The 21,207-nt window shown below is 73.7% G+C and carries 16 protein-coding genes; 6 read left to right on the top strand and 10 right to left on the bottom strand.

All coding sequences use genetic code 11. The features are described 5' to 3' along the window. Positions 1-145: 145 nt before the first annotated feature. The 6 genes from ABZ479_RS14365 to ABZ479_RS14340 form a co-directional block, all read right to left on the bottom strand. Entirely contained in the window at positions 146-2,506 is a 2,361-nt protein-coding gene (locus ABZ479_RS14365; protein ID WP_500461872.1) for a M4 family metallopeptidase, read from the bottom strand. Positions 2,507-3,010: 504 nt separating this feature from the next. Further along, entirely contained in the window at positions 3,011-3,622 is a 612-nt protein-coding gene (locus ABZ479_RS14360) for a DUF6461 domain-containing protein (RefSeq protein ID WP_500461871.1), read from the bottom strand. Between the two features lie 142 nt (positions 3,623-3,764). Then, positions 3,765-4,142, bottom strand: coding sequence for a cupin domain-containing protein (locus ABZ479_RS14355; RefSeq protein WP_499605368.1), 378 nt, complete (start codon positions 4,140-4,142; stop codon positions 3,765-3,767). Positions 4,143-4,209: 67 nt separating this feature from the next. Beyond that, complete coding sequence (locus ABZ479_RS14350) at positions 4,210-4,770, bottom strand: GNAT family N-acetyltransferase (protein ID WP_500461870.1); 561 nt, start codon at positions 4,768-4,770, stop codon at positions 4,210-4,212. Between the two features lie 93 nt (positions 4,771-4,863). Then, entirely contained in the window at positions 4,864-5,460 is a 597-nt protein-coding gene (locus tag ABZ479_RS14345) for an MBL fold metallo-hydrolase (RefSeq protein ID WP_500461869.1), read from the bottom strand. A gap of 159 nt (positions 5,461-5,619) precedes the next feature. Beyond that, entirely contained in the window at positions 5,620-6,831 is a 1,212-nt protein-coding gene (locus ABZ479_RS14340) for a glycosyltransferase (protein WP_500461868.1), read from the bottom strand. Between the two features lie 461 nt (positions 6,832-7,292). On the opposite strand from ABZ479_RS14340, the gene ABZ479_RS14335 reads away from it, so the two are divergent. The 4 genes from ABZ479_RS14335 (at position 7,293) to ABZ479_RS14320 (ending at position 12,278) form a co-directional block, all read left to right on the top strand. Then, the gene (locus ABZ479_RS14335; protein ID WP_500461867.1) at positions 7,293-10,334 is read left to right on the top strand and encodes a glycosyl hydrolase; all 3,042 of its coding nucleotides are present in this window, start codon (positions 7,293-7,295) and stop codon (positions 10,332-10,334) included. A gap of 96 nt (positions 10,335-10,430) precedes the next feature. Further along, positions 10,431-11,075: a LysE family translocator gene (locus tag ABZ479_RS14330; protein WP_500461866.1), complete on the top strand. Its 645-nt coding sequence runs from the start codon at positions 10,431-10,433 to the stop codon at positions 11,073-11,075. Between the two features lie 199 nt (positions 11,076-11,274). Further along, positions 11,275-11,652: a VOC family protein gene (locus ABZ479_RS14325; RefSeq protein WP_500461865.1), complete on the top strand. Its 378-nt coding sequence runs from the start codon at positions 11,275-11,277 to the stop codon at positions 11,650-11,652. Between the two features lie 50 nt (positions 11,653-11,702). Further along, the gene (locus ABZ479_RS14320) at positions 11,703-12,278 is read left to right on the top strand and encodes a class I SAM-dependent methyltransferase (RefSeq protein WP_500461864.1); all 576 of its coding nucleotides are present in this window, start codon (positions 11,703-11,705) and stop codon (positions 12,276-12,278) included. A 13-nt stretch (positions 12,279-12,291) separates the two neighbouring features. Here the strand turns inward: ABZ479_RS14320 and ABZ479_RS14315 are convergent, their stop codons facing one another. Together ABZ479_RS14315 and ABZ479_RS14310 are read right to left on the bottom strand one after the other, a co-directional pair. After that, positions 12,292-13,224, bottom strand: coding sequence for an aminoglycoside phosphotransferase family protein (locus tag ABZ479_RS14315; RefSeq protein WP_500461863.1), 933 nt, complete (start codon positions 13,222-13,224; stop codon positions 12,292-12,294). A 369-nt stretch (positions 13,225-13,593) separates the two neighbouring features. Then, positions 13,594-15,378, bottom strand: a complete 1,785-nt coding sequence (locus ABZ479_RS14310; RefSeq protein WP_500461862.1) for an FAD-binding dehydrogenase — start codon at positions 15,376-15,378, stop codon at positions 13,594-13,596. Between the two features lie 183 nt (positions 15,379-15,561). On the opposite strand from ABZ479_RS14310, the gene ABZ479_RS14305 reads away from it, so the two are divergent. After that, complete coding sequence (locus ABZ479_RS14305; RefSeq protein WP_500461861.1) at positions 15,562-16,734, top strand: helix-turn-helix domain-containing protein; 1,173 nt, start codon at positions 15,562-15,564, stop codon at positions 16,732-16,734. Here ABZ479_RS14305 and ABZ479_RS14300 read toward each other — a convergent pair. Further along, positions 16,724-16,945 carry a DUF1427 family protein gene (locus tag ABZ479_RS14300; protein ID WP_500461860.1) on the bottom strand — a complete coding sequence of 74 codons (222 nt, stop codon included), beginning with the start codon at positions 16,943-16,945 and terminating at the stop codon, positions 16,724-16,726. The genes ABZ479_RS14305 and ABZ479_RS14300 overlap by 11 nt on opposite strands. Next, entirely contained in the window at positions 16,942-17,091 is a 150-nt protein-coding gene (locus ABZ479_RS14295; RefSeq protein ID WP_089223925.1) for a DUF1427 family protein, read from the bottom strand. Before ABZ479_RS14295 ends, ABZ479_RS14300 begins: the two co-directional genes overlap by 4 nt. Positions 17,092-17,492: 401 nt before the next feature. Between ABZ479_RS14295 and ABZ479_RS14290 the strand changes: the two genes are divergently transcribed. Next, positions 17,493-21,200, top strand: a complete 3,708-nt coding sequence (locus ABZ479_RS14290; RefSeq protein WP_500461859.1) for a S8 family serine peptidase — start codon at positions 17,493-17,495, stop codon at positions 21,198-21,200. Positions 21,201-21,207: the final 7 nt, after the last annotated feature.

The following is a 21,207-nucleotide window of genomic DNA, read 5'->3' as shown; positions in this document are numbered from 1 at the left end:
CCGCACGTCAGCGCCGCGGTCGATGAGCGTGCGCTCGACGGCGGCCGCCCACTCCTCGTCCGCGCCGGTGAGCGTGTCGGGGACGGCGAGCAGCCGGTGCCGTGGCGGCACCGGCTGCGCCGGGGGACCAGCGGGACCGGCGGGATCAGAAGGTCAGGCTCCAGCGGTCGAGGTAGCCGGGGTCGACCGTGAAGATGCCGGGGGTGTTGTCGGTGACCCGCAGCTTCCACGTGCCGTTGGCGGGGACCGCCGAGGCGTCCACGGTGTAGGTGGCGTGCAGCTCGCCCTCGCCGGTGTCCCAGTACCAGGGCTTCACCGGGATCTCCGTCCCGTTCTCGCTCACCAGGGTGACGATCTGGCCGCCGACCCACGGGTGGACGAGGTCGACCGTCACCTTGAGGTCACTGGGCGCCTTGCCCTTGCGGCCCGTCACGATCAGCGGGGACTCGATCGTCTTCCAGTTGGGGATGTCGAAGCGGGCGGGGTTGACGAAGAAGCGTCCGCCGGAGGCCAGGACGGGCCAGGCGAAGCGCACCGTGCGCTTGGCCTTGTGCTGGGCGGTGTTCTCGACGGTGACCGCCGTCTTGTAGGTGCCGGCCTTCTTCGGCGTGCCGCTGATGAGGCCGGTGCGCGCGTTGATGGACAGGCCCTTGGGCAGCTGGTGCGCGGAGTAGACCAGCCGGCCGGGGCTGGAGCCCACCGCCTCGATCTGACGGCTCATCGGCTGGCCCACGGCCACGGGGCGGGTGGAGGGCGCCGTCACGGCGATGTGGTTGACGTAGCGCGCGCCGACGTTGACCGCGGCCCAGGCGTTGCCGACGGCCTCGTAGGTGTCGCTGCCCTGCCCGAACAGGTCGGCGGCGGCCTGGAGGGTCGCGGTGCGGGCGCCGGCGTAGTCGGTGCTGCTGGTCATGTACGTGGTCAGGGCCCGGTACCAGATGTCGATCGCGTTGTGCTGCCCGATCCCGGCGACCGGAAGGCCGTCGTAGGTGGGGCTGTCGTAGGCGACGCCGTTGATCGTCTTCTTCCCGCTGCCCTCGGAGAGGAGGTAGAAGAAGTGGTTCGCCGGACCCGAGCTGTGGTGGACGTCCTCCTTCTTCAGCTCCGGCGACCAGTAGTCCAGCGACGTGCCCTTGACGGGGTCGGCGTCCTTGGACGGCTGGTCCATGTACCGCAGCGGCTTGCCGGAGCCGCGGACGTCGGCGAGCTCGCCCAGCATGTAGTCGGGGACGTCGGCGGGGTTGTCGGCGAAGAACTCCACGGCCGTGGCCATGATGTCGCTGGTCGCCTCGTTGAGGCCGCCGGACTCCTTCTCGTAGGTCAGGTTGGCGGTGGCGTAGGTGACGCCGTGCGTCATCTCGTGGGCGGCGATGTCGAGTTCCGTGAGCGGGTGCTCGTTGCCGCGGCCGTCGCCGTACGTCATGCAGAAGCAGCCGTCGTCCCAGAAGGCGTTGGCGTAGTTGTCGCCGTAGTGGACGCGGGAGAAGGCCCCGACGCCGTTGTCGGCGATGCCGTTGCGGCCGAAGCGCTCCTTGTAGAAGTCCCAGGTCTCGCGCTGGCCGTAGGCTGCGTCCACGGCGGCGGTCTGGCGGTCGGCGATGGTGCCGTCGCCCCAGACGTCGTCGTCGTCGGTGAGCAGGTTGCCGATGCCGCCGACACCGGTCAGGTCGTACGTCTTGTGACCGCCGCGCTCCGGGTCGGTCATCTCGAAGACGCCGCCGTTGTTCACGGTGCCGATCTGCACCTGCCCGCTGTACTGGCTGTTGCCGGTGCCGGAACGGATCTCCTCGACGCTCTGGAGCTCCTTGCCGGTCGCGGCGTCGGTGACGACGTTCAGCCGGCTCGGGGTGCCGTCCTTCTGGGTGCCGGTGACGTGCGACTGCCAGGCGAGGACCGGCTTGCCGTCGGCGAGGAAGACGACCAGGCGGGGCGCGCCTTCCGTGGCCGGGCCCTGGGTCCGCTCGGCGCGGGCCGCGGCGAGGGCGGACTCCTTCGCCTTGGCGGCGCTGGTCGCGGCCTTCGTCGTGGGCACCGCGACCGGCGCGGACGAGGCCTTGCTGACGGTGCGGGTGCCCGCCCGCTCGTGGACGACCATGTCGCCGCCGATGACGGGGAGTCCGGCGTAGGTGCGCTCGTAGCGCGTGTGCACCGTTCCGTCGGCGTCCTTGATGACGTCCTTGGGTATCAGCGCTTCCTTGTCGCCCAGCCGCAGGGCCCGGGCGGTGGTGGCGCGGCCGGCGGTGGCGGCCTTGAGCAACTGCTTGCGCTGCGCGGCGGAGAGGGCGACGGAGCGGGCCCCGGGACGGGCCTCCGCAACGATCTTGCGCGGCGCCGTCCCGTCCCCCTCGGACGCGGCGGCGCCGGTGGCCGGGAGGAGGGGGGTCAGCAGTGCGGCGAGCGTGACCGCGGCGGTCGCCGCGACACGGCCGCGCGCGGCGCGCGCACGGCGGTTGGGGGAGGGATTCGGCGGTGAACTGGCACCCGTGACAGCGGGATGGTTCGTCACTCGTGGAGCTCCTTGGCCCGGCCGCTGGAACGGCCGCTGGGGACGGGAACATTGGAGGCCGGTGAGGCCTCCGCGAGGTGACGTGCGAGTGATGCTCGCGCGACGTCGTGGATCGTTTCAGCATGTTCGCGCCCTGTCATCACTGCGGAGATCATTGTCCGAAAGTCGGTCGGGCCCGCACCGTGGGAGCGGTCCCACGCCGAGCCGACCACGTGCGGATTTACGAGGCGGCAACAGTGAAGTGACGTCGGCGAGCGAAAAGATCCAGCCACGGCGGCGGACACGTCACCCCGCCCGGATGATGCGGATCTGGCGGTCTTTTGCCTGATAAACAAGGGGCCGTCGACGCGTTCGACGGCCCCCGACGGCCCGGTTGGGCGGCGACGGCGCCAGTTTCGAGCCAGCGCCCCGGGCCGCGCGACGGTCCCGGATTCCGGTCGTCGCGGCCAACTCGCGTCGGCGTGACGGGGGTTGGCGATGACGCGGCCGGCCCGGTGATCACGGTTACGTGCGGGGCACCCGCGCGACTCCGGCGACGAACTCCGCGGACGCGAGGGCCTCCGGTGTCAGACGGACACCCGTGACGCGGTGCGCCAGCGCGAAGGCGGCGTCGTTGTGCTCGTCGAGGTTCCGGTCGTCCGCTTCGCTGAGGTCGAAGCCCGACTCCCGCATGGCCGTGACCAGTTCGTCCGGATGGGTCCCCACGCGGAAGTAGGGGAAGAGCGGTTCGAAATGCAGGCGGAGCGTGCCGTCCTGGTACCAGCAGAAATGGTCCACCGCATTGACGTTGCGGAAGTGCGAGACCACGGTGCGCCCTCGCGACAACGGAAGCATCGCCTCGTCGGTGACACCCAGGTAGCCGTTGCACTCGACCATCAGTGACCAGTCGCCGAGGGAAGCGGCGCCCACGAACAACTCGTCATGGGCGCCCAGCCGGAACGAGGGTTCACTCAGCCCGGCCACACCCGCGATCCGCGATGGGCACTCGACTCCGAGCGCCGCGAGCAGCTCCTCAGGGGTGAGCCCTTGGACCAGGGTGATGCAGTACGCCTCCATCAGCTCCTCGTACTGCTCACCGAACCATGCGTAGTCGGCGGCGGTGGTCATGTCGGTCATGTGCGCAGCATCGCAGGGGCCACCGACAGGGCCGCTCCCCGAGGCATGTGCCCTCGGGCGCCGCCCGCAAGGGGCCCGCAAGGGGCCCGGGCGCCGCGGGCCCGGTCGGCGGAGCGGCACGACCGAGGCGCCGGAACGGGCCCTACGCGTCCTCGGGGGCCGGGAGCGCGTAGCCCGCCACGGACGGCCAGCGGACGGTCAGCACCGTCGAGTCCTCCTCCGCCACCCACGAGTGGTCCACGCCCTTGCCCCACACGACGTAGTCGCCCTGACGGGCCAGCACCACCGACCGCCCCGGGAACTCGACCCGGAACCGTCCGCTGATGAGGACCTGCAGCGCCGTCCGCTCCTCGCCCCGCACCCACTCCCCGCGCTCGTCCCCCGCCGGGTGGACGCCCCACTTGATCTCCACGGCGTCGCTGTGCCGCGGGTCGCCCGCCTCCTTGAAGTGCCCCAGCAGCCAGCCCCGGTCGAGCGGCGCGTCCGCACCGGCATTGCCCACGTAAACGCTGTCTTCCATGACCCGGACGCTAACAGCGAGGCCGAGCCCTTCCCGTCGGCCCGGCCGGACGCCCGCCCCGGCGGCCTCAGTCGCCCCCGCGGGGCTCGCCGAGCGCCGTCTCCACCGTCATGGCCCACCGTTCGTGGCCGCGCCACGCACCGTCCAGGTACTGGAAGCGCGGTGAGTACCCCTCGCGCTCGAACCCCAGCCGTTCCACCAGCCTGATCGACGCGACGTTCGCAGGCTGGATGTTCGCCTCCAGCCGGTGCAGGCCGAGGTCGTCGAAGGCGTACGCCGTCAGCAGCCGCAGCCCCTCGGTCATGTAGCCGCGCCCCGTGGTCGCCGCGTACGCGACGTAGCCCAGCGCACCACTCTGAATGGTGCCCCTGACGATGTCGTTGATGTTGACCCCGCCGACGATGGCGCCCGTCTCGTGGAGGCAGATCACGAAGCCCTCGTGCGTCGGCCGGTCGAAGCGCTCCACGTAGGCGGCGAAGGACTCGGGGGTGTGCTCCCACCGGGGCACCCAGGGCGCGTGCAGTGCGGCGCTGGCCCGGGCGAGCGCGCCGATCTCATCGTGGTCCCGGACGGTGATCCGCCGGATGGCCACCCGGGGACCGTGGGCGAGGAAGGTGTCGTCAGCCATCGCGCGATCGTAGTGCGCCCGCCCCCGTGGTACCGCCTCCCGACGAGCGGCGTTCACCCCTGGGTCATCCGGAATTACGGCACGGGCGGCGCGTCAGAGCGAGCGGCCGGGCCGGAGGTAGCGGTAGCCGTGGTCCGTTCGATCCTCGAGCCAGGCGTTGACGCCGGCGAGGCCGCGTTCGTTGATCTGGCCGTCGTGGATCCCGAACGCCCGGCACGGTGCCACGGCGTTGACGAAGTCGATCGCCTCGGTCGTCTTCAGCCAGGAGGCCTGCAGCGGGACCAGCAGCGTCTCGACCGGCCGCTCCAGCACGTGCAGCGCGTCACCCGGGTGGTAGAGGGCGTCGTCGACGACGTAGCCGAGGTTCACGCAGCCGGGCAGGCCGGCGTGGACGGGCGCGTGGCGGCCGCCGACCGCCCGCACGCGGAAGCCGGCGGCGGTGAACTCCGAACCGGCGGTGACCCGGACCGTCTCCAGCCGCGGGAGGTGCGCCCCGGCGGGGGCGTGGACCGGCACGCCTAGCCCGGCCAGGCGCAGGACGTCGACGTGGTCGGCGTGCTCGTGCGTGACGAGTACGGCGTCCGCCCCGGCGAGCGCCGCCGGCTCGCTCCACGTCCCGGGGTCGATGACGAGCACGCGCTCCTCGTGCTCGACGCGCACGCAGGCATGGGTGTACTTGGTGATCCGCATGGCCGTGAACGTAACGCCGGGGCGCCGCCCGGGGCAGGGGGTGCTGGCCGGGAGGTGCGGTGCCGCCCGCCGGGAGTCGCTGTGCGCGCCCCCGGAACGGGTCGGCTCGGCGGATGCGGCGAACGCGCCCTCCACGGGCGGGCGGCGGCGCCCCGTTCGCTAGACCCCCTCGACCAGGCGCCGGGCGGCGGTCCGCGCACCGTCCGTGCGAACCGCCGCGGCGACGGAGCGGGCCCGGGCCGCGACCTCCGGGGCGAGGGCGGCGCTCAGGGCCACGTGCAGCGACCGCGCGTCGGGGGCGCCGGCGGGGTGGGCGCTGCCGATGCCGAGCCGGGACACGCGGTCGGCGAAGTAGAACTGGTCGAACATCTGCGGGAGGACGACCTGGGGCGCCCCCGCGGCCGTGGCCGCGGTGGTCGTGCCGGCGCCGCCGTGGTGCACGACCGCGGCGACGCGCGGGAAGAGCGCCCGCTGGTTCACCTCGCCGATCGCCAGGCAGTCGGGTCCGTCGTCGAGGGGCGCCAGACCGGCCCAGCCCCGCGCGAGGATGACGCGCCGTCCGAGCGCGCGGGCGGTGTCGATCACCGTCCTCGCGGCGTCGTCCGGTGCGCGCGTGCTGCCGAACCCGCAGTAGACCGGTGGCTCCCCGGCGTCGAGGAACGCCTCCACCTCCGGGGAGAGCGGCCGGTCGTCCGGGAGCAGCCAGGCGCCCGTCTGGAGGACGTCGAGTGACGGTGACGGCTGGGACCAGGGGGCCAGCGCCGGGTCCGCCGCCAGCCACGGGGAGGCGGTGAAGATGTGGTCGCGTACGTCCTGGACCGGGGGCAGTCCGGCGCCGGCGCGGCGGGCGTTGAGGGGGGCGGCCCACAGGGCGTTCCAACGTGCGGCGTCGTCGGCCCACAGCGCCTCGTTGCCGGTGTCCCCGTCCGCGGGCTTCTGCCCGAGCAGGCCGAAGACGGGCGGCGCGTGGTGCGCCGACGGCAGGGTGACGGGGGCGAACGCCGCGTACACGTAGCGGATACCACGCAGTTCGGCCACCGAGCGGGCGGCGACGGCCAGGGCGCCGCCCGCCACGACGGCGTCGCAGCCCTCGGCGGCCGCACCCACGGCCTCGAACTGCGCCTCGACCGTGCCCTCGATCATCAGCCGGCGTTGCTCCGGTGTCGGGATCGCTCCGGAACCCTGCTTAGCCGTCCCGCGGAGTTCGGGCCCGACGGGCACGTAGGTGATCCCCAGGGACGCGGCCCCTCCACGGAAATCGGGGGGCCCGCACACCACGGCGTCATGGCCCGCGGCCTTCAGTTCCCTCGCCAGCGCGACCAGCGGCTGGACTTCTCCACGTGTTCCGATCGTGGACAGCAGAAAACGCATCTCGCTCCCGTCCCGCGCCGTTCCCCGGCGCGTGAGGAGCGATTTTCACCCCGTACGGGGGCCTTGTGGCAAGGCCCCCCGTGCGCTATACGGTGGAACCGCGGGGAAGGGACGCCAGGCGTCCCGGCGGCTCCCGGCCGCCGCACGAGGACCGGGCCGGCCCACCCCCCAATCGGTGACTCCCCCCGGCGGAACCCTCTCTGAAACGTTCTCATCCCGTGGACGGCACCCGCCGGAACGCCCGGCCCGGACCGCCGGCGCCCCCTCCCCCGGACGCCGTGAACGCCGCCCCCACCACGCCCGTCGAGGTCGAGCCCCACCGGGACCTTGCCCCCGCCCGGGACCGCGCTGTAGCCTCCGCGGAGATTGAAACGGTTCAATACGCCAGCGCGTTACATCCCGGCACTGATCACCCTGGGATGCAAGGCACCTCCTCCTCTCACTCCGGGAGCCACGGAACCATGCACGACGACAGCAACCGCCCCGAGGAAGGCGGCGTTTCCCGCCGCAGCCTCCTCATCGCCACCGCCGTCGCGGGCACCGCGGCCGCCCTCGCCCCCGCACTGCCCGCTGCCGCCGGCACGCGAACCGGAACCGGAACCGGCGCGCGGACCGGCGGCCGGCCCGCGGGCGGTGCGGCCGGCACCTTCGCCGAGCCGGGCAGCGCGGTGCGGCCCAAGTTCCGCTGGTGGTGGCCGGACGGGCTGGTGGACCCCGACGAGATCAGACGCGAGGTCGACCAGATCGCCGACGCGGGGTTCGGCGGCGCCGAGATCGCGGCCGTCCACCACAGCGTGAAGGACACCTCCGTCCTGGACACCGAGCACCACGGCTGGGGCAGCCCCGCCTGGGTCGCCGGCGTCCACGCCGCCCTGGACCAGGCCCGCCGGCGGGGCGTCACCATCGACCTGACGGTCGGCCCCAGCTGGCCCGCTGCCGTCCCCGGGATCACCCCCGACAGCGAGGCCGCGGTGCAGGAACTCGCCCTCGGCTCCGTCACCGTGACCGCCGGCACGGCCTACACGGGCCCCGTGCCGCCGCCCGCCGCGGCTCCCGCGTCCGGGGTCACCCGGCAGCGGCTGCTGGGCCTGCTGGCCACCCGGATCGCCCCGGAGAACGCCACCCGCAAGGAGACCGGCCTGGACCGCGCGAGCGTCCGGGACCTCACCGCGCAGGTCGTCGACGGCGCCGTGGACTGGACCGCCCCCGCGGAGGGCGACTGGGTGCTGACCGCCTTCTGGCAGCGCGGCACCGGTCAGACCCCCGAGGGCGGCCCGCACACCTCTCCCACCGCGTACGTCGTGGACCACTTCAGCGCGGCGGGCACCGCGGCGGTCACCGGGTTCTGGGAGCGGAACCTCCTCACCAAGGAGATCCGGGGACTCCTCAAGAGCGCCGGCGGCGTCCTGTTCGAGGACTCCCTGGAGATCGAGACCAAGGCGCTGCCCTGGACCCCTCGACTCCCCGCGGCCTTCGAGAAGCGCAACGGCTACCCGCTGCTGCCCGTCCTCCCCGCGATAGCGATGAGCGGCGGCAACCAGGTCTACGTCTACGACGCCGTCGCGACCCGCCAGATACGCCACGACTTCTGGGACACCGTCAGCGACCTGTACCACACCCACCACCTCACGGCGCTCCGCGACTGGGCGCACGCGCTGGGCCTGGGGATGCGCGCCCAGCCGTACGGCCTGCAGACCGACGCGATCCTGTCCGCCGCGCTGCTGGACATCCCCGAGGGCGAGTCGCTGGGCTTCAAGAACCTCGACGACTACCGCTGCCTGGCCGGCGGCCGCGACATGGCCGGCCACACGGTGCTGTCCTGCGAGTCCGGCGCCTACACCGGTTCCGCGTACAGCACCACGTGGGAGAAGTTCCTGCGCACCATGGGCGGCGCCTACGCGGCCGGCGTCAACCAGACGGTCGTGCACGGCTTCTCGTACGCCACGCTTCCTGGCGTGAAGTGGCCCGGCTACGCGGCCTTCACCCCGTACAACGGCACCGTCGGCTACGGCGAGTCCTGGGGTCCGCGGCACCCGACCTGGCGGCACGTCGGCGACGTGGCCGGCTACCTGTCGCGGGTGCACCACGCCATGCAGCGCGGCACCTCGCGGATCGACGTCGCCGTCTTCCGGCAGACCGGGTACACCGCGACGGGGATCGGCGCCTCCTGGTTCACCTCGACGGGCGTGCCGCTCGGCTGGACCCACCAGTTCGTCAGCGGTCCCCTGCTGGACCTGCCGTCGGCGAAGGTCCGCGGCGGACGGCTGGCCCCCGACGGCCCGGCCTACCGGGCCCTGTTCGTCGAGGGCGACTTCTTCTCCGGCTCCGCCGTCACCCTCACCGTCACGGACGCGCGCCACCTGCTGCGCCTGACGCGGGCCGGGCTGCCGGTCGTCCTGCTCGGCGACTGGACGACGGTCACGACGCCCGGCGTGACGGACGACGCGCGGCTGCAGCAGGTCCGCTCCCTCGTCGCCGAGTTGCTGGCGCAGCCGCGGGTCCGGCAGGTCACCGACAAGACGGCGGTGGGCCAGGCCCTCGCGGACCTCGGTCTGGTGCCCGACGTCAGTTACGCCGTGCCCTCCACGCTGCTGACGATGCACCGCTTCGACGAGGGCGTCGACTGGTTCTACCTCGTCAACGGCAAGCACGCCGAGACCGTCAAGCCCCCCGTCGCCGCGATCGACCACGCCGTCACGGTGCGCCGCACCCGCCCGGGCGCGGTGCCGTACCTGCTCGACCCGTGGACGGGTGAGGCCCGGCCGCTCGCGCTGTACGGGCAGGACGGCGACCTGTTCACCTTCCGGGTGGCGCTGCAGCCGTCCGAGTCGATGGTCGTGGCGTTCGCGCCTCCGGGACGGTTCCACGGCGAGCCCGGCCGTACGCACGCCGTCAGCACGGACGCGGACGACGTGCGCTTCGAGGACGGGCGGCTCGTCCTGCGCGCCCGCGCGGCCGGCACCTACACCACGGCGCTGTCGCGCGGGGGTTCGGCCGGCACGGTGGTCGGGGAAGTGCCCGCGCCGCGGGAGCTCACCTCATGGACCCTGGACGCCGAGGACTGGCGCCCCGGCGCCGACCCGGACCGCACCACCGTCGTACGGCACCGGATCGCCCTCGACGCCCTGGCGCCGTGGAACGCCATCCCCGACATCAAGGACGCGGCGGGCATCGGCCGTTACCGCACGACGGTCGAACTCGACGGGTCCTGGAGCGGCGGATTCGGAGCGGTGCTCGACCTCGGCGAGGTGACCGACACCTTCCGGGTCAGCGTCAACGGGCGGCCGGCACCGGTCACCAGCCACATCGACCCCGTGGTGGACCTCGGCGGGCTGCTGCGCCGCGGCAGCAACACGATCGAGGTCGAGGTGGCCACGCCGCTGATCAACCGGCTGCGCGTCAGCGACCCGTCGGTCTACGGCGGTGCCGCCTCGCAGCGCACCGGGCTCGTCGGGCCGGTCCGGCTGATCCCGTACGGCGAGGCCGTGGTGGGCCGGGACTGACGGCCCGGGTCCCGTCCCCGGACTCCCCCGCCGGTCGCCGTACGACCGGCGGGGGACCCCCGGCACCTGCTTCAATGGCCGCGGAGGTGATGGACCATGGTGTCCACGGACCGGCTGCTCGCGTTCGCCGCGATGTCCCTGCTCGTCATCGTCATTCCCGGGCCCAGCGTGCTCTTCGTCATCGGCCGCGCCCTGGCCCACGGCCGGCGTACCGCCCTCGCGTCGGTGCTGGGCAACTTCATCGGCTCCTACCTGCTGGTGGTGGCCGTGGCGTTCGGTCTGGGCTCGCTGTTCGAGCGGTCGATGACGCTCTTCCTCACGGTGAAACTGGCCGGGGCCGCCTACCTGGTCTTCCTCGGTGTGAAGGCGTTCCGGCACCGCCGGCAGCTCACGGTGGGCGCGATGGACGGCCCCGCGCGGGCCGCCCGCGGTGACCTGCGCACCGTCGCGGACGGCCTGGCGGTCGGGGTCACCAACCCCAAGGGCATCGTCTTCTTCGCCGCCGTGCTCCCCCAGTTCGTGGACCACTCGGCCGGGTCGCTGCCGGCGCAGATGCTGCTCCTGGGCCTCGTCCCGATGGGCATCGGCCTGGTCAGCGACACCCTGTGGGGTCTGACCGCCTCCGCCGCCCGTGTGTGGCTGGGCCGCTCCGACCGGCGCCTCTCCGCGATCGGCGGCGCCGGCGGGCTGGCCATGATCGGCCTCGGCGTCACGGTGGCCGCGACGGGCCGCACGGACTGACGTTCTTAGCGCGGTACGTCCCGTGCCCGCTGACCTCGGTCCCGACGTCGGCTCCGTCGGGATCGCCGGGTCCCGGAACGGCGGCCGGCGCGGTGGTCCCCGCCCACGGGACCGGACGGGGGAACGCCCGAAGGGCCGTCCGGTGCCGCCGGCACAATCGCATTGCCCCGTCCTCCGCGGTGGACCAGAATCCGTCCCCATGACCTCCGCTATGCGCCACATCACGATCGACAGCTCCGACGCCCACCGCCTGGCGAGCTTCTGGTGCCTCGTCCTGGACCGCCCGCTCCACGAGGACGACGAACCGGGTGACGAGGAGGTCCTGATCGAGGTCGACGGCGGCCCCGGGATCCTCTTCGTGACCGTCCCGGACGCCAAGACCGTCAAGAACCGCGTGCACCTCGACGTCCAGCCGCAGGACCGCACCCGGGACGAGGAGGTCGAGCGCCTGCTGCTCCTCGGCGCGACGCAGGTGGACGACCGCCGCCGCCCCGACGGCACGGGCTGGGTCGTGCTCGCCGACCCGGAGGGCAACGAGTTCTGCGTCGAGCGCAGCGCGGCGGAGCGCGCGGGCTGAACCTGCCGACGCGCCCGCCCCGCCCGTACCCCGCGATAAGGAGTGGTCCCTTGCCGTACCCGACCCGGACCGCATGGGACGAGCACTACGCCGGGGGCAGGGGCTTCCGCCGTCTCACCGCCTCGGAGCGCGAACTGCTCGCCCAGCACGTACCGGCCGGCAGCGGTTCCCGGGCGCTGGACGTGGGCTGCGGCACGGGTGAACTCGCCGTCCACCTGGCGGGACTCGGGTACGCGGTGGACGGCGTCGACTTCGCCGGGAGCGCTCTGGAGCGGGCCGGGAAGCGGGCGCCCGCCCGCGGGTCGGTGCGCTGGTCGTGCGGCGACGTCGAGGACGGATGGCCCGCGGAGCTGGGCGACGCCGGCTACGACCTCGTCACGCTGCGCCTGGTGGTCGCGTTCTTCCGCGACCGCTGCGATGTGCTGCGCCGTCTCGCGGCCCGGCTGCGGCCCGGGGGCGCGCTGGTGGTGATCACGCCCCTGGCCGCCAACACCCCCGCCGAGCGCAGGGGCATCGCCCTGGACGAGGACGAGATCGGCGTCCTCGTGGGCGCGTGGGGCACGGTGGACCGGTTCGACGCCGAAGGGCTCGCCCTGCTCGTGCTGCGCGGTCCGCGCCCGGCCTGACGGCGGCGTGGGCTCACCCTGCCGCGGCGGCGCCGGCCCGCGCGAACCGGTCGTGGTCGTCGAGGACTTCGGCGATGACGCGGAGGTCGGCCCCGGCGCGGGCCGGGTCGGTGGTGAGGGACCCGGTGAGCACCAGCAGTGACTTCCACAGGGCCCAGCCGCGGGCGCGGGCCCAGGTGGCGGGGTCCTGGCGGACGGTGCGGCGGAACGCCTCGCGGGCGGCGCCGGAGAACATGGTCCAGGCGATGACCAGGTCGCAGGCGGGGTCGCCGACGCCCGAGGTGCCGAAGTCGATGACGGCGGAGAGTTCGCCGCCGTGGACCAGGAGGTTGCCGGAGGCGATGTCGCCGTGGAACCAGACGGGCCGGCCGTGCCACGGGGCGGCGAGGGCGGCGTCCCAGACGGCACGGGCCCGGGCGGTGTCGACGTGGCCTTCGAGGAGGGCCAGGCAGCGGCGGGTCTCCTCGTCGTAGTGGGCGGGCGAGGCACCCCGGTACCAGCTGTGCTGACCGGCGGCCGGGCCGCCGGTGGGGTCGCAGCCCTGGAGGGCGAGGAGGAACCCGCCGAGGTCTCGGGCGAACCGGGGGAGGTCCGCGATGCGTTCGGGGGCGGCCGTTCCGCCGGGCAGCCAGCCGCGCACGGACCAGGGGAAGGGGTAGCCCTCGCCCGGGACACCCATGCCGAGGACGGACGGGACGGCGACGGGGAGCGAGGGCGCCAGCCGCGGCAGCCACTCGTTCTCCTTGGCGACCGCGGGAACGTAGCCCTCGGCGGTGGGCAGACGGACCGTCATGGCGTGGCCGAGGCGGTAGGTGCGGTTGTCCCAGCCGTCGACCTCCACCGGGGTGACGGGCAGGTGGGCCCACTGCGGGAACTGCGCCGCGAGCAGGCGCGTGACCAGTGAGGCGTCGATCCCGGCGCGGCCGTCGGGCGGGGTGGTGGGCATCCGGAGATGATCACCCGCGGTGTCGGCCGGGGGCAACGGATTATCGGCGGTGCGGGGCGCCGGCGGGCCGGGAGGGGGGTGGCCCGGCCCGCCGGCGGAGCGGAGTGTGGTCCGCTGCGGGGTGGTGGTCCGGTTGTCGCTGGAGCAAGTGCCGGGCACGACGGCTTCGCGGGCCCCGGGCTTGCGGGTCCGGTCGCGCCCCGAGGGGCCGACGCTTTCCGTGTTCGGCCGCGTACACAGCGTGACAGATGGAAGGGGGTGCTGTCATGGCGTCGGCACGTCCTGTCCGAAACCGATCAGCGTTGCGCCGCTTCCCGGACACCGTGTCCGCTGCGGGCCGGGTCCGGCCCGCAGTTGACGGGGTGTGCGTCAGGTCGCGGTGGCGGCGGCCGCCGCCCGACCGGCCTGGCGGCCGGAGAAGAGGCAGCCGCCGAGGAACGTGCCCTCCAGGGAGCGGTAGCCGTGGACACCGCCGCCGCCGAAGCCGGCGACCTCACCGGCGGCGTACAGACCCGGCACCGGTGTCCCGGTCGCGTCCAGGACCCGGCCGGACAGGTCGGTCTGGAGGCCGCCGAGCGTCTTGCGGGTGAGGATGTTCAGGCGCACCGCGATCAGCGGCCCCGCGGCCGGGTCCATGATCTTGTGTGCCGTGGCGGTGCGGCTGAGGAAGTCGCCGGGGTAGGCGAGGGCGTTGCGGATCCCCATCACCTGGACGTCCTTGGTGTAGGGGTTGTCGATCTCGCGGTCCCGGGCGTCGATCTGCCGCCTGAGGTCGGCCGGGTCGATGAGGCCGTCGCCGGTGAGCCTGTTCATCCCGGCCACGAGCGCGGGCAGCGAGGAGGCGACCACGAAGTCGGCGCCGTTCTTCTTGAACCGCTCGATGGGTTCCGGGGTCTGCCACAGCCGGGAGAGGGTGAGCGGGATGTCCTTGTTCGTGAGGTCCGGGTTCTGCTCGGAACCGGAGAGGGCGAACTCCTTGGCCAGGATCTTCTGGGTGGTCACGAACCACGAGTAGTCGTACCCGGTGCGGGTGATGGCCCCCAGCGTGCTGAGGGTGTCGTAGCCGGGGAGGTCGGGCGCGGGGAAGCGCCGGCCGGTGGCGTCGAGCCAGAGCGAGGAGGGGCCGGGGAGGATGCGGATGCCGTGCCCGGCCCAGATCGGGGCGTAGTTCCGCAGGCCCTCGGTGTAGTGCCACATGCGGTCCGGGTTGACGATCCGTCCGCCGGCCCGCTCGGTGATGGCGAGCATCCGGCCGTCCACGTGCTCGGGCACGCCGGAGATCATGTTCCGCGGCGGGTCGCCGAGCCGGGCCGGCCAGTTCTGCCGCACCAGGTCGTGGTTGGCGCCGATGCCGCCCGAGGTCACGATCACCACCGGGGCCCGCAGTTCGAAGTCGCCGACGACGGTGCGCGAACTGCGGGTGCCCCGCGGGGCGTTGCTCGGCTCCAGGACGGCACCGCGGACCCCGGTGACGGCACCGCCGGTGCGCACGATCTCGTCGACGCGGTGCCGGAACGCGAAGCTCACCCGTCCCTTCGCGGCCGCCGCCCGCACGCGCTTCTCGAAGGGCTCCACGACGGCCGGGCCGGTCCCCCAGGTGACGTGGAAGCGGGGCACCGAGTTGCCGTGCCCGTCGGCGAGACCGCCGCCGCGCTCGGCCCAGCCGACGATCGGGAACCAGCGGACGCCCTGCTGGTGGAGCCAGGACCGCTTCTCCCCCGCGGCGAAGTCCACGTACGCCTCGGCCCACTTGTACGCCCAGTGGTCCTGGCCGCGGGGGTCGGCGACGTCGCGGTCGAAGCCGGCCGCGCCCTGCCAGTCCTGCCACGCCAGGTCGCGGGAGTCCTTGATGCCCATCAGCCGCTGCTCGGCGGAGTCGACGAGGAACAGCCCGCCGAAGGACCAGAACGCCTGGCCGCCCATGTTGGTCTCCGGTTCCTGGTCGAGCAGGAGCACCTTGCGCCCCCTGTCGGCCAGTTCGGCGGTCGCGACCAGGCCGGCCAGGCCGTGGCCGACGACGATCACGTCGGCGTCCTGGGAGGCGGCGTGGGCGGGGACCGCCTGCGCGAGGGCGCTCGCCCCGGCGATCGCGCCTCCCGCCGCCGCCAGCAGGCGGCGCCGGCTGGGCATGGCGGGGTCTGTCACTGTCTCCATGGCGTGCCTTCCGGAGGATGCGGGGGGATGCACGAAGGGTGTTGCCAGGATGACCTTGCTGTTACCTTCGGTAGCCGACAGGTAATCAGGTGGTCGTGACGATGCGGTAGTCGCCGGCAGCCAACGCGCGCGCACCCGGTTGTCGCCCGGCCACAGCGTCCGGTCGTGGAAGGGGCGAGGCTCTTGACGGTCACCCACCGGCCCGAGCCCGTGGCCGGCATCCTGCGGGACATGGCCGGCGACTCCGACGTGCGGGGCCAGCTCGTCCACGCCGCCCGGACCCACTCCCCCGACGTCGCCCGGCTCGGCGAGGCGGAGACCCGGCGGCACGTCACCGCCATCGTCGCCGCGGCCGGGCCGTGGCTCGGCACCTTCGGTCGCGTGGACGGGCAGGACTTCGCCGCCGCCCTGCTGCTGGGCACCGACCGGGCCGAACAGGGCGTCCCCATCACCTCGGTGCTGCACGGCGTCCAGGCGGCCCTCACCCGCACGGTGGAGATCGCCGTCGACCGCAGCCGGTCGGCCGGGGTGCCCGACGGCTTGCTGCTCTCGGCGGTGCTGCGGCTCAAGGAGTACGGCGACGCCGTCGAACGCCATGTGGTGAACGGCTACCGCGCGGCCGAGCAGCAACTGCCGCCCGTCTCCGACGGCCTGCGAGGGCGGCTGCTGCGCCGGCTCCTGACCGGAGGCGCACCGCCGGCCGCCGCGGACCTGGCGCGGGCCGGCCTGCGGCCCGACGGCAGGTACCACTGCCTCGTCGCGGACGGCCTCGACGCCGCCGGGACCCGGGGGCTCGCGGAGCGGATCGACGCGCTGCGGGGAATCAGCGGACGGGTCGAGGGCCGGCCGGCGGGCCTGCTGCCGCGGATGCCGGCGAGCGGCGGACTCGGGCCGCAGGCGGGGGCGCTCGTCGTGCTCTCCCCCGCCGTCGCGCCGTCCGGGCTGCCGCCCGTCCACCGGCTCTGCGTCCGCGCGCTGACCGCCGGGAACCGGCGCGGACGGCGCGGGGTCCGGGAGCTGACGGAGTTCGCCGGCGAGATCGCGACCGCCGAGCAACCGCTGCTCGGCTCGTTCCTGGCCGGCAGGCTCCTGGGCGCCCTCGATCCTTCGGACGCCTTCCACCGCCAACTGGCGCTCACCGCACTCGCATTCCTGGAGCACGGACGGCGCCTGGACCAGACGGCCGCGGCGCTGTTCACCCACCCCAACACGGTGCGCTACCGACTCGGCCGGCTCCGGCAGATCACCGGCGAGCCGCCCGCGGACGCCACCGCGGACCCGCTGGACGCCCTCCACTGGTGGTGGGCGCTGACGACGTGGCTGGCGACGGACCGTGAGACGCCCCTCAGGGAGTAGCGGGGGGCGGATCCTCCGCGGGGCCGGCGGGCGGTTTCCGGCGGCGCGCCAGCAGGCGCCGGGTCGCCACCTCACCGGCGAGGATGCCGAGCAGACCGGCGAGGGAGATCCACGGCGGGGCCGGCGCCAGAACGCCCATCAGCCAGTACAGGACACCCGCCAGAGCTCCCACGGAGAAGGCCAGGAGGCATCTGGAGAGCAGGGTCCTCACACCAACCACCCCGGCACGGAGTATCCGACCAGGATGCCTGCCAGGCCGACGAGGCAGACGAACGGCGGCGCGGGGGACGGCACCCTGAGCAGGCCGTACATGATGCCGACGACCAGGCCGGCTCCGAAGGACGCCGCGTAGTCCACCCGGACCCCTTTCTCGTTTGTCCTATATGTGAATTTCCTTCCCTTTCTAGCAGTACGGATGGCGCAGGACCGCGCAGCGCGGCGCCGGGCGGCCCGATCCGTACCTCCCGGCCCGTGGCGCCCGGCCCTCCCACCCGGGTGCCCGGACGGGCCGGGACGGTACGCCGCCGGAGCCGTCGGCCGTACGACTCCCGCACGTGGGAGGGGACTTGACGCCCCCAAACCTGCCTGGTCACGCTGCGGACGTGGTGAAGATCACCGTGCACGCCCGGGCTCCGTCCACGGGTTTTGGGGCCAGGATGCGACCCGCCCCCACCGGGGCAGTCCGAACCGTTCGGGGCCGACCCGGCCCCACGGAGCAGCCAGGGAATCCCTTGAGACCATCACCAGGACGCTGGGGCGTGTTCGCCGCCGCCGGCGCCGCCCTCCTGTCATTGGCGCAGCCCGCCGCCGTCTCCGCCGCCCACGCGGACTCGCCCGCGAACTCCGGGACCGACGCCGCGGCGGCCCGGAGCAACGTGCCTCCGGGTGTCCACACGGTCACCCTGATCACCGGTGACATCGTTATCACCCGGCAGTCGGGAGCCGCCGGCGGCACCGTCGAGGTACGCGGCGCCGACGGCGCCAAGGCCCGCGCGCACATCATGGAGTCCCGCGGCGACCTGTACGTCTATCCCGAGTCAGCCCTCCCCTACGTGGCGGCGGGCACGCTGGACCGGCGCCTGTTCAACATCAGCGAGCTGGTCGCGGACGGCTACGACGACGCGCACCGCGACGACCTGCCGCTGATCGTCTCCTACGACTCCGCCTCCGCCGGCCTGCGCACCACCGCGCCCCAGGGCGCCACCCGGGTCAAGGACCTCAGCAGCGTCCAGGGGGCCGCACTCACCGAGGACAGGGACCGGTCCGCCGACTTCTGGCGGTCCGTCACCTCCGGGTCCGGGACCGCCGCGCGGGCCGCCAAGGCCACCTCCGCCGCCCCCTCCTTCGGCTCCGGGATCGCGCGCATCTGGCTCGACGGCAAGGTCGAGGCCGACCTGGCCGACACCACCTCCCAGATCGGCGCCCCGCAGGCGTGGTCGGCCGGCGACACGGGCAAGGGCGTGGACGTCGCCGTCCTCGACACCGGCGTCGACACCGGGCACCCCGACCTCGCGGGCCGCGTCACGGCCGCGCGCAGCTTCGTCCCGGACCAGGAGGTGACGGACCGCAACGGCCACGGCACCCACGTCGCTTCCACCATCGCCGGCACCGGGGCCGCCTCGGACGGCAAGGAGAAGGGCGTCGCCCCCGGCGCGGACCTCCACGTCGGCAAGGTGCTGGCCGACTCGGGCTCCGGCCAGGACTCCTGGGTGCTGGCCGGCATGGAGTGGGCCGCGGTGGACCAGGACGCGGACATCGTGAGCATGAGCCTGGGCTCCGAGAACCCCTCCGACGGAACGGACCCGCTCAGCGCGGCGGTCGACCGCCTGAGCGCGCAGACCGGGGCGCTGTTCGTGATCGCCGCGGGCAACATGGGCACGCCCGGCAGCGTCGGCGCACCGGGTGCGGCGGACGCCGCCCTGACCGTGGGAGCCGTCGACTCCGCCGACGAGGTCGCCTGGTTCTCCAGCCAGGGCCCGCGGGTCGGCGACGGCGGCCTCAAGCCGGAGATCACCGCCCCCGGCGTGGACGTCCTGGCCGCCCGCTCGCAGTACGCGCCGGAGGGCGAGGGCAGCTACCAGACGCTCAGCGGCACCTCGATGGCCACCCCGCACGTCGCGGGAGCTGCCGCCCTGCTCGCGGCCGCGCGCCCCGGGCTGACCGGCGCCCAGCTCAAGGACCTGCTGGTGAGCAGCTCGAAGCGGACGCCGCAGTACGACGCCTTCCAGGCGGGCAGCGGCCGGGTGGACGTCCCGTCGGCGCTCGGCGCCGGGGTGTTCGCCTCGGCGACCGCGTTCGCCGGCCAGGCCGAGGCGGGCGGCGGCACGGCCGCGGTGCGGCGCCCGGTGACGTACACCAACACCGGGGACGCCCCGGTGACGCTCGCCCTGTCCGTCGACGCCCCGAACGCGCCCGCGGGCCTGTTCGCGCTGTCCGCGTCGCGGGTCGTCGTGCCCGCGCACGGCACCGCCGAGGTGACCGTCGCCATCGACGGTTCGAAGGCGACGGGCAACGGCCGCTGGTCCGGCCAGGTCCTCGCGGCCGACCCGGCGGGCAGGACGGTCGCCCACACGGCGGTGTCGCTGGGCGACGCCGCCCACAAGCTGACCCTGGTCCTCAAGGACGGCGACGGCAAGCCCATGTCCGGCGTCGTCCAGGTGCTGCGCTCCGGTGACTTCGACCCGGCGTTCTACCTCGTCGACCAGACCGGACGCCTGGAGGCCTGGCTGCCGGACGACGTCTACTCGGCGCTGTCCTTCAAGGACGTGCGCGGGGTGCACGGCGCGCACTCGATGGGCATGGCGCTCCTCGGCGACCCCGAGGTCGTCATGGACCGCGACCGGACGGTGACGCTGGACGCGACGAAGCTCAAGCGCGTCGACATGACGACGCCGCAGCCGACCGAGACCACCTACCAGCGCCTGGAGTACAACCGCGCCATGGGCGGCGGCAGCTGGCGCGACTACATGGAGACCCAGACCAGCTACGACAGCCTCTGGGCCCAGCCCACCACGCACAAGGTCACCCACGGCGACTTCTACCTGGGCGCCCGCTGGCGCAAGGAGCAGCCCGCGCTGTCGGTGACGACCCGCGACGACGAGTTCACCGACGTCCTGCGGCAGGAGGACGTCACCGCGCTCCCCCAGGGCGACTACTCGTTCCCGCTGGTGGCCGCCGGTGACGGCGCGAGCGCGGACTACGCCGGGATCTCCGCCCGCGGCAAGGCCGTGGTCGTGCGCCGCAACGGGAACGTGGGCGACGCCGAGCAGGCCGCGGCGGCGGTCGCGGCGGGCGCCCGGCTCCTGCTCGTCGTGAACGACCAGCCGGGACGCCAGCTGCGGAGCTACACCGGCGATCCCTTCCTCCCGCCCGCCGCCATCGACGTCGCGCTGCTCAGCACCGACGAGGGTGAGCGGCTCATGCGCCGCGCGTCGGCGCGGGGCGCCGTGCTGAAGGTCGGCTCGCAGCCGGTCAGCCCGTACGTCTACGACCTCATGTGGACCTGGCACGACGAGATCCCCGGCGACCTCGTCGTCAAGGGCGGCACGAAGAACCTGGCGCGGGTCGACGTCACCTTCGACAGCCCCGACCCGGCCAAGGGCGGCGGCGAGTTCCGCTTCGACTGGCCCGTGTACTCCAACTGGGGCATCGGCCTGACGATGCGGGAGCCGGTGAACTCCCACCGGGTCGACTGGGTCTCCACCGGTCCGGGGTACTCCTGGGGCCAGGAGGCGTACGTCGACGGCCTGCTGTACGAGATCGAACCGCGCACCACGTACCGGGCGGGCAGCCGGCACACCCAGGAGTGGTTCAAGCCGGTCGAGCGGCCGTACCTCAACAACAACTACAAGCTGCCGACGCGCAGCGGGAGCTGGCTGGCCCTCGACATCCCCGCCTGGGGCGGTGCGGACCACGTCGGCATGTCGATGGACTACGACCGCACGAAGCAGACTCTGACGCTCTACCAGGGCGACACACGCCTGGGCCAGAGCACGACCAACACCAGCATGGGGGGCACCGCCCCGGCCGCGGGCAAGCTGCCCTACCGCCTGGTGCTGGACGCGAGCCGTGACGCGTCGGTGAGCCCGTACTCCTCGGCCACGCACACCGAGTGGGAGTTCACGTCCAAGGCGCCGTCGGGCGACGACGCCGCGGTGCTGCCGCTGCCGCAGCTCGACTACGGCGTCGCCACGGACGCGGAGGGCAGGGCCGCCCGAAACGGCACGCTGTCCGTGACGGCCGCGCACCTGCCGGGCGCGGCGGGTGCGGGCTCCCTGTCGGCCGTCTCCCTGGAGGTGTCCTACGACGACGGACGCACCTGGCGGAAGACCGCCTGCGGGCACGACGGCCGCTTCGGGCTCTCCGCGCCGAAGCAGGCCCGGTTCGTCTCGCTGCGTGCGCGGGCGCACGACTCCGCGGGCAACGCGGTCACCCAGACCGTGATGCGGGCCTTCGGCCTCCGCTGACGCGACG

Source organism: Streptomyces sp. NPDC005722, from assembly GCF_040630935.1.
Classification (GTDB): Bacteria; Actinomycetota; Actinomycetes; order Streptomycetales; family Streptomycetaceae; genus Actinacidiphila.
Note: the sequence above shows the minus strand (reverse complement) of the source record. Positions and strands in the feature narration are given on the sequence as shown.

Excerpts from the sequence above, each read along its gene's own strand:
- ABZ479_RS14360 (WP_500461871.1), bottom strand. The coding sequence starts at position 3,622 with ATGACCGACATGACCACCGCCGCCGACTACGCATGGTTCGGTGAGCAG.
- ABZ479_RS14355 (WP_499605368.1), bottom strand. The coding sequence starts at position 4,142 with ATGGAAGACAGCGTTTACGTGGGCAATGCCGGTGCGGACGCGCCGCTC.
- ABZ479_RS14350 (WP_500461870.1), bottom strand. The coding sequence starts at position 4,770 with ATGGCTGACGACACCTTCCTCGCCCACGGTCCCCGGGTGGCCATCCGG.
- ABZ479_RS14345 (WP_500461869.1), bottom strand. The coding sequence starts at position 5,460 with ATGCGGATCACCAAGTACACCCATGCCTGCGTGCGCGTCGAGCACGAG.
- ABZ479_RS14340 (WP_500461868.1), bottom strand. The coding sequence starts at position 6,831 with ATGCGTTTTCTGCTGTCCACGATCGGAACACGTGGAGAAGTCCAGCCG.
- ABZ479_RS14335 (WP_500461867.1), top strand. The coding sequence starts at position 7,293 with ATGCACGACGACAGCAACCGCCCCGAGGAAGGCGGCGTTTCCCGCCGC.
- ABZ479_RS14330 (WP_500461866.1), top strand. The coding sequence starts at position 10,431 with ATGGTGTCCACGGACCGGCTGCTCGCGTTCGCCGCGATGTCCCTGCTC.
- ABZ479_RS14325 (WP_500461865.1), top strand. The coding sequence starts at position 11,275 with ATGACCTCCGCTATGCGCCACATCACGATCGACAGCTCCGACGCCCAC.
- ABZ479_RS14315 (WP_500461863.1), bottom strand. The coding sequence starts at position 13,224 with ATGCCCACCACCCCGCCCGACGGCCGCGCCGGGATCGACGCCTCACTG.
- ABZ479_RS14310 (WP_500461862.1), bottom strand. The coding sequence starts at position 15,378 with ATGGAGACAGTGACAGACCCCGCCATGCCCAGCCGGCGCCGCCTGCTG.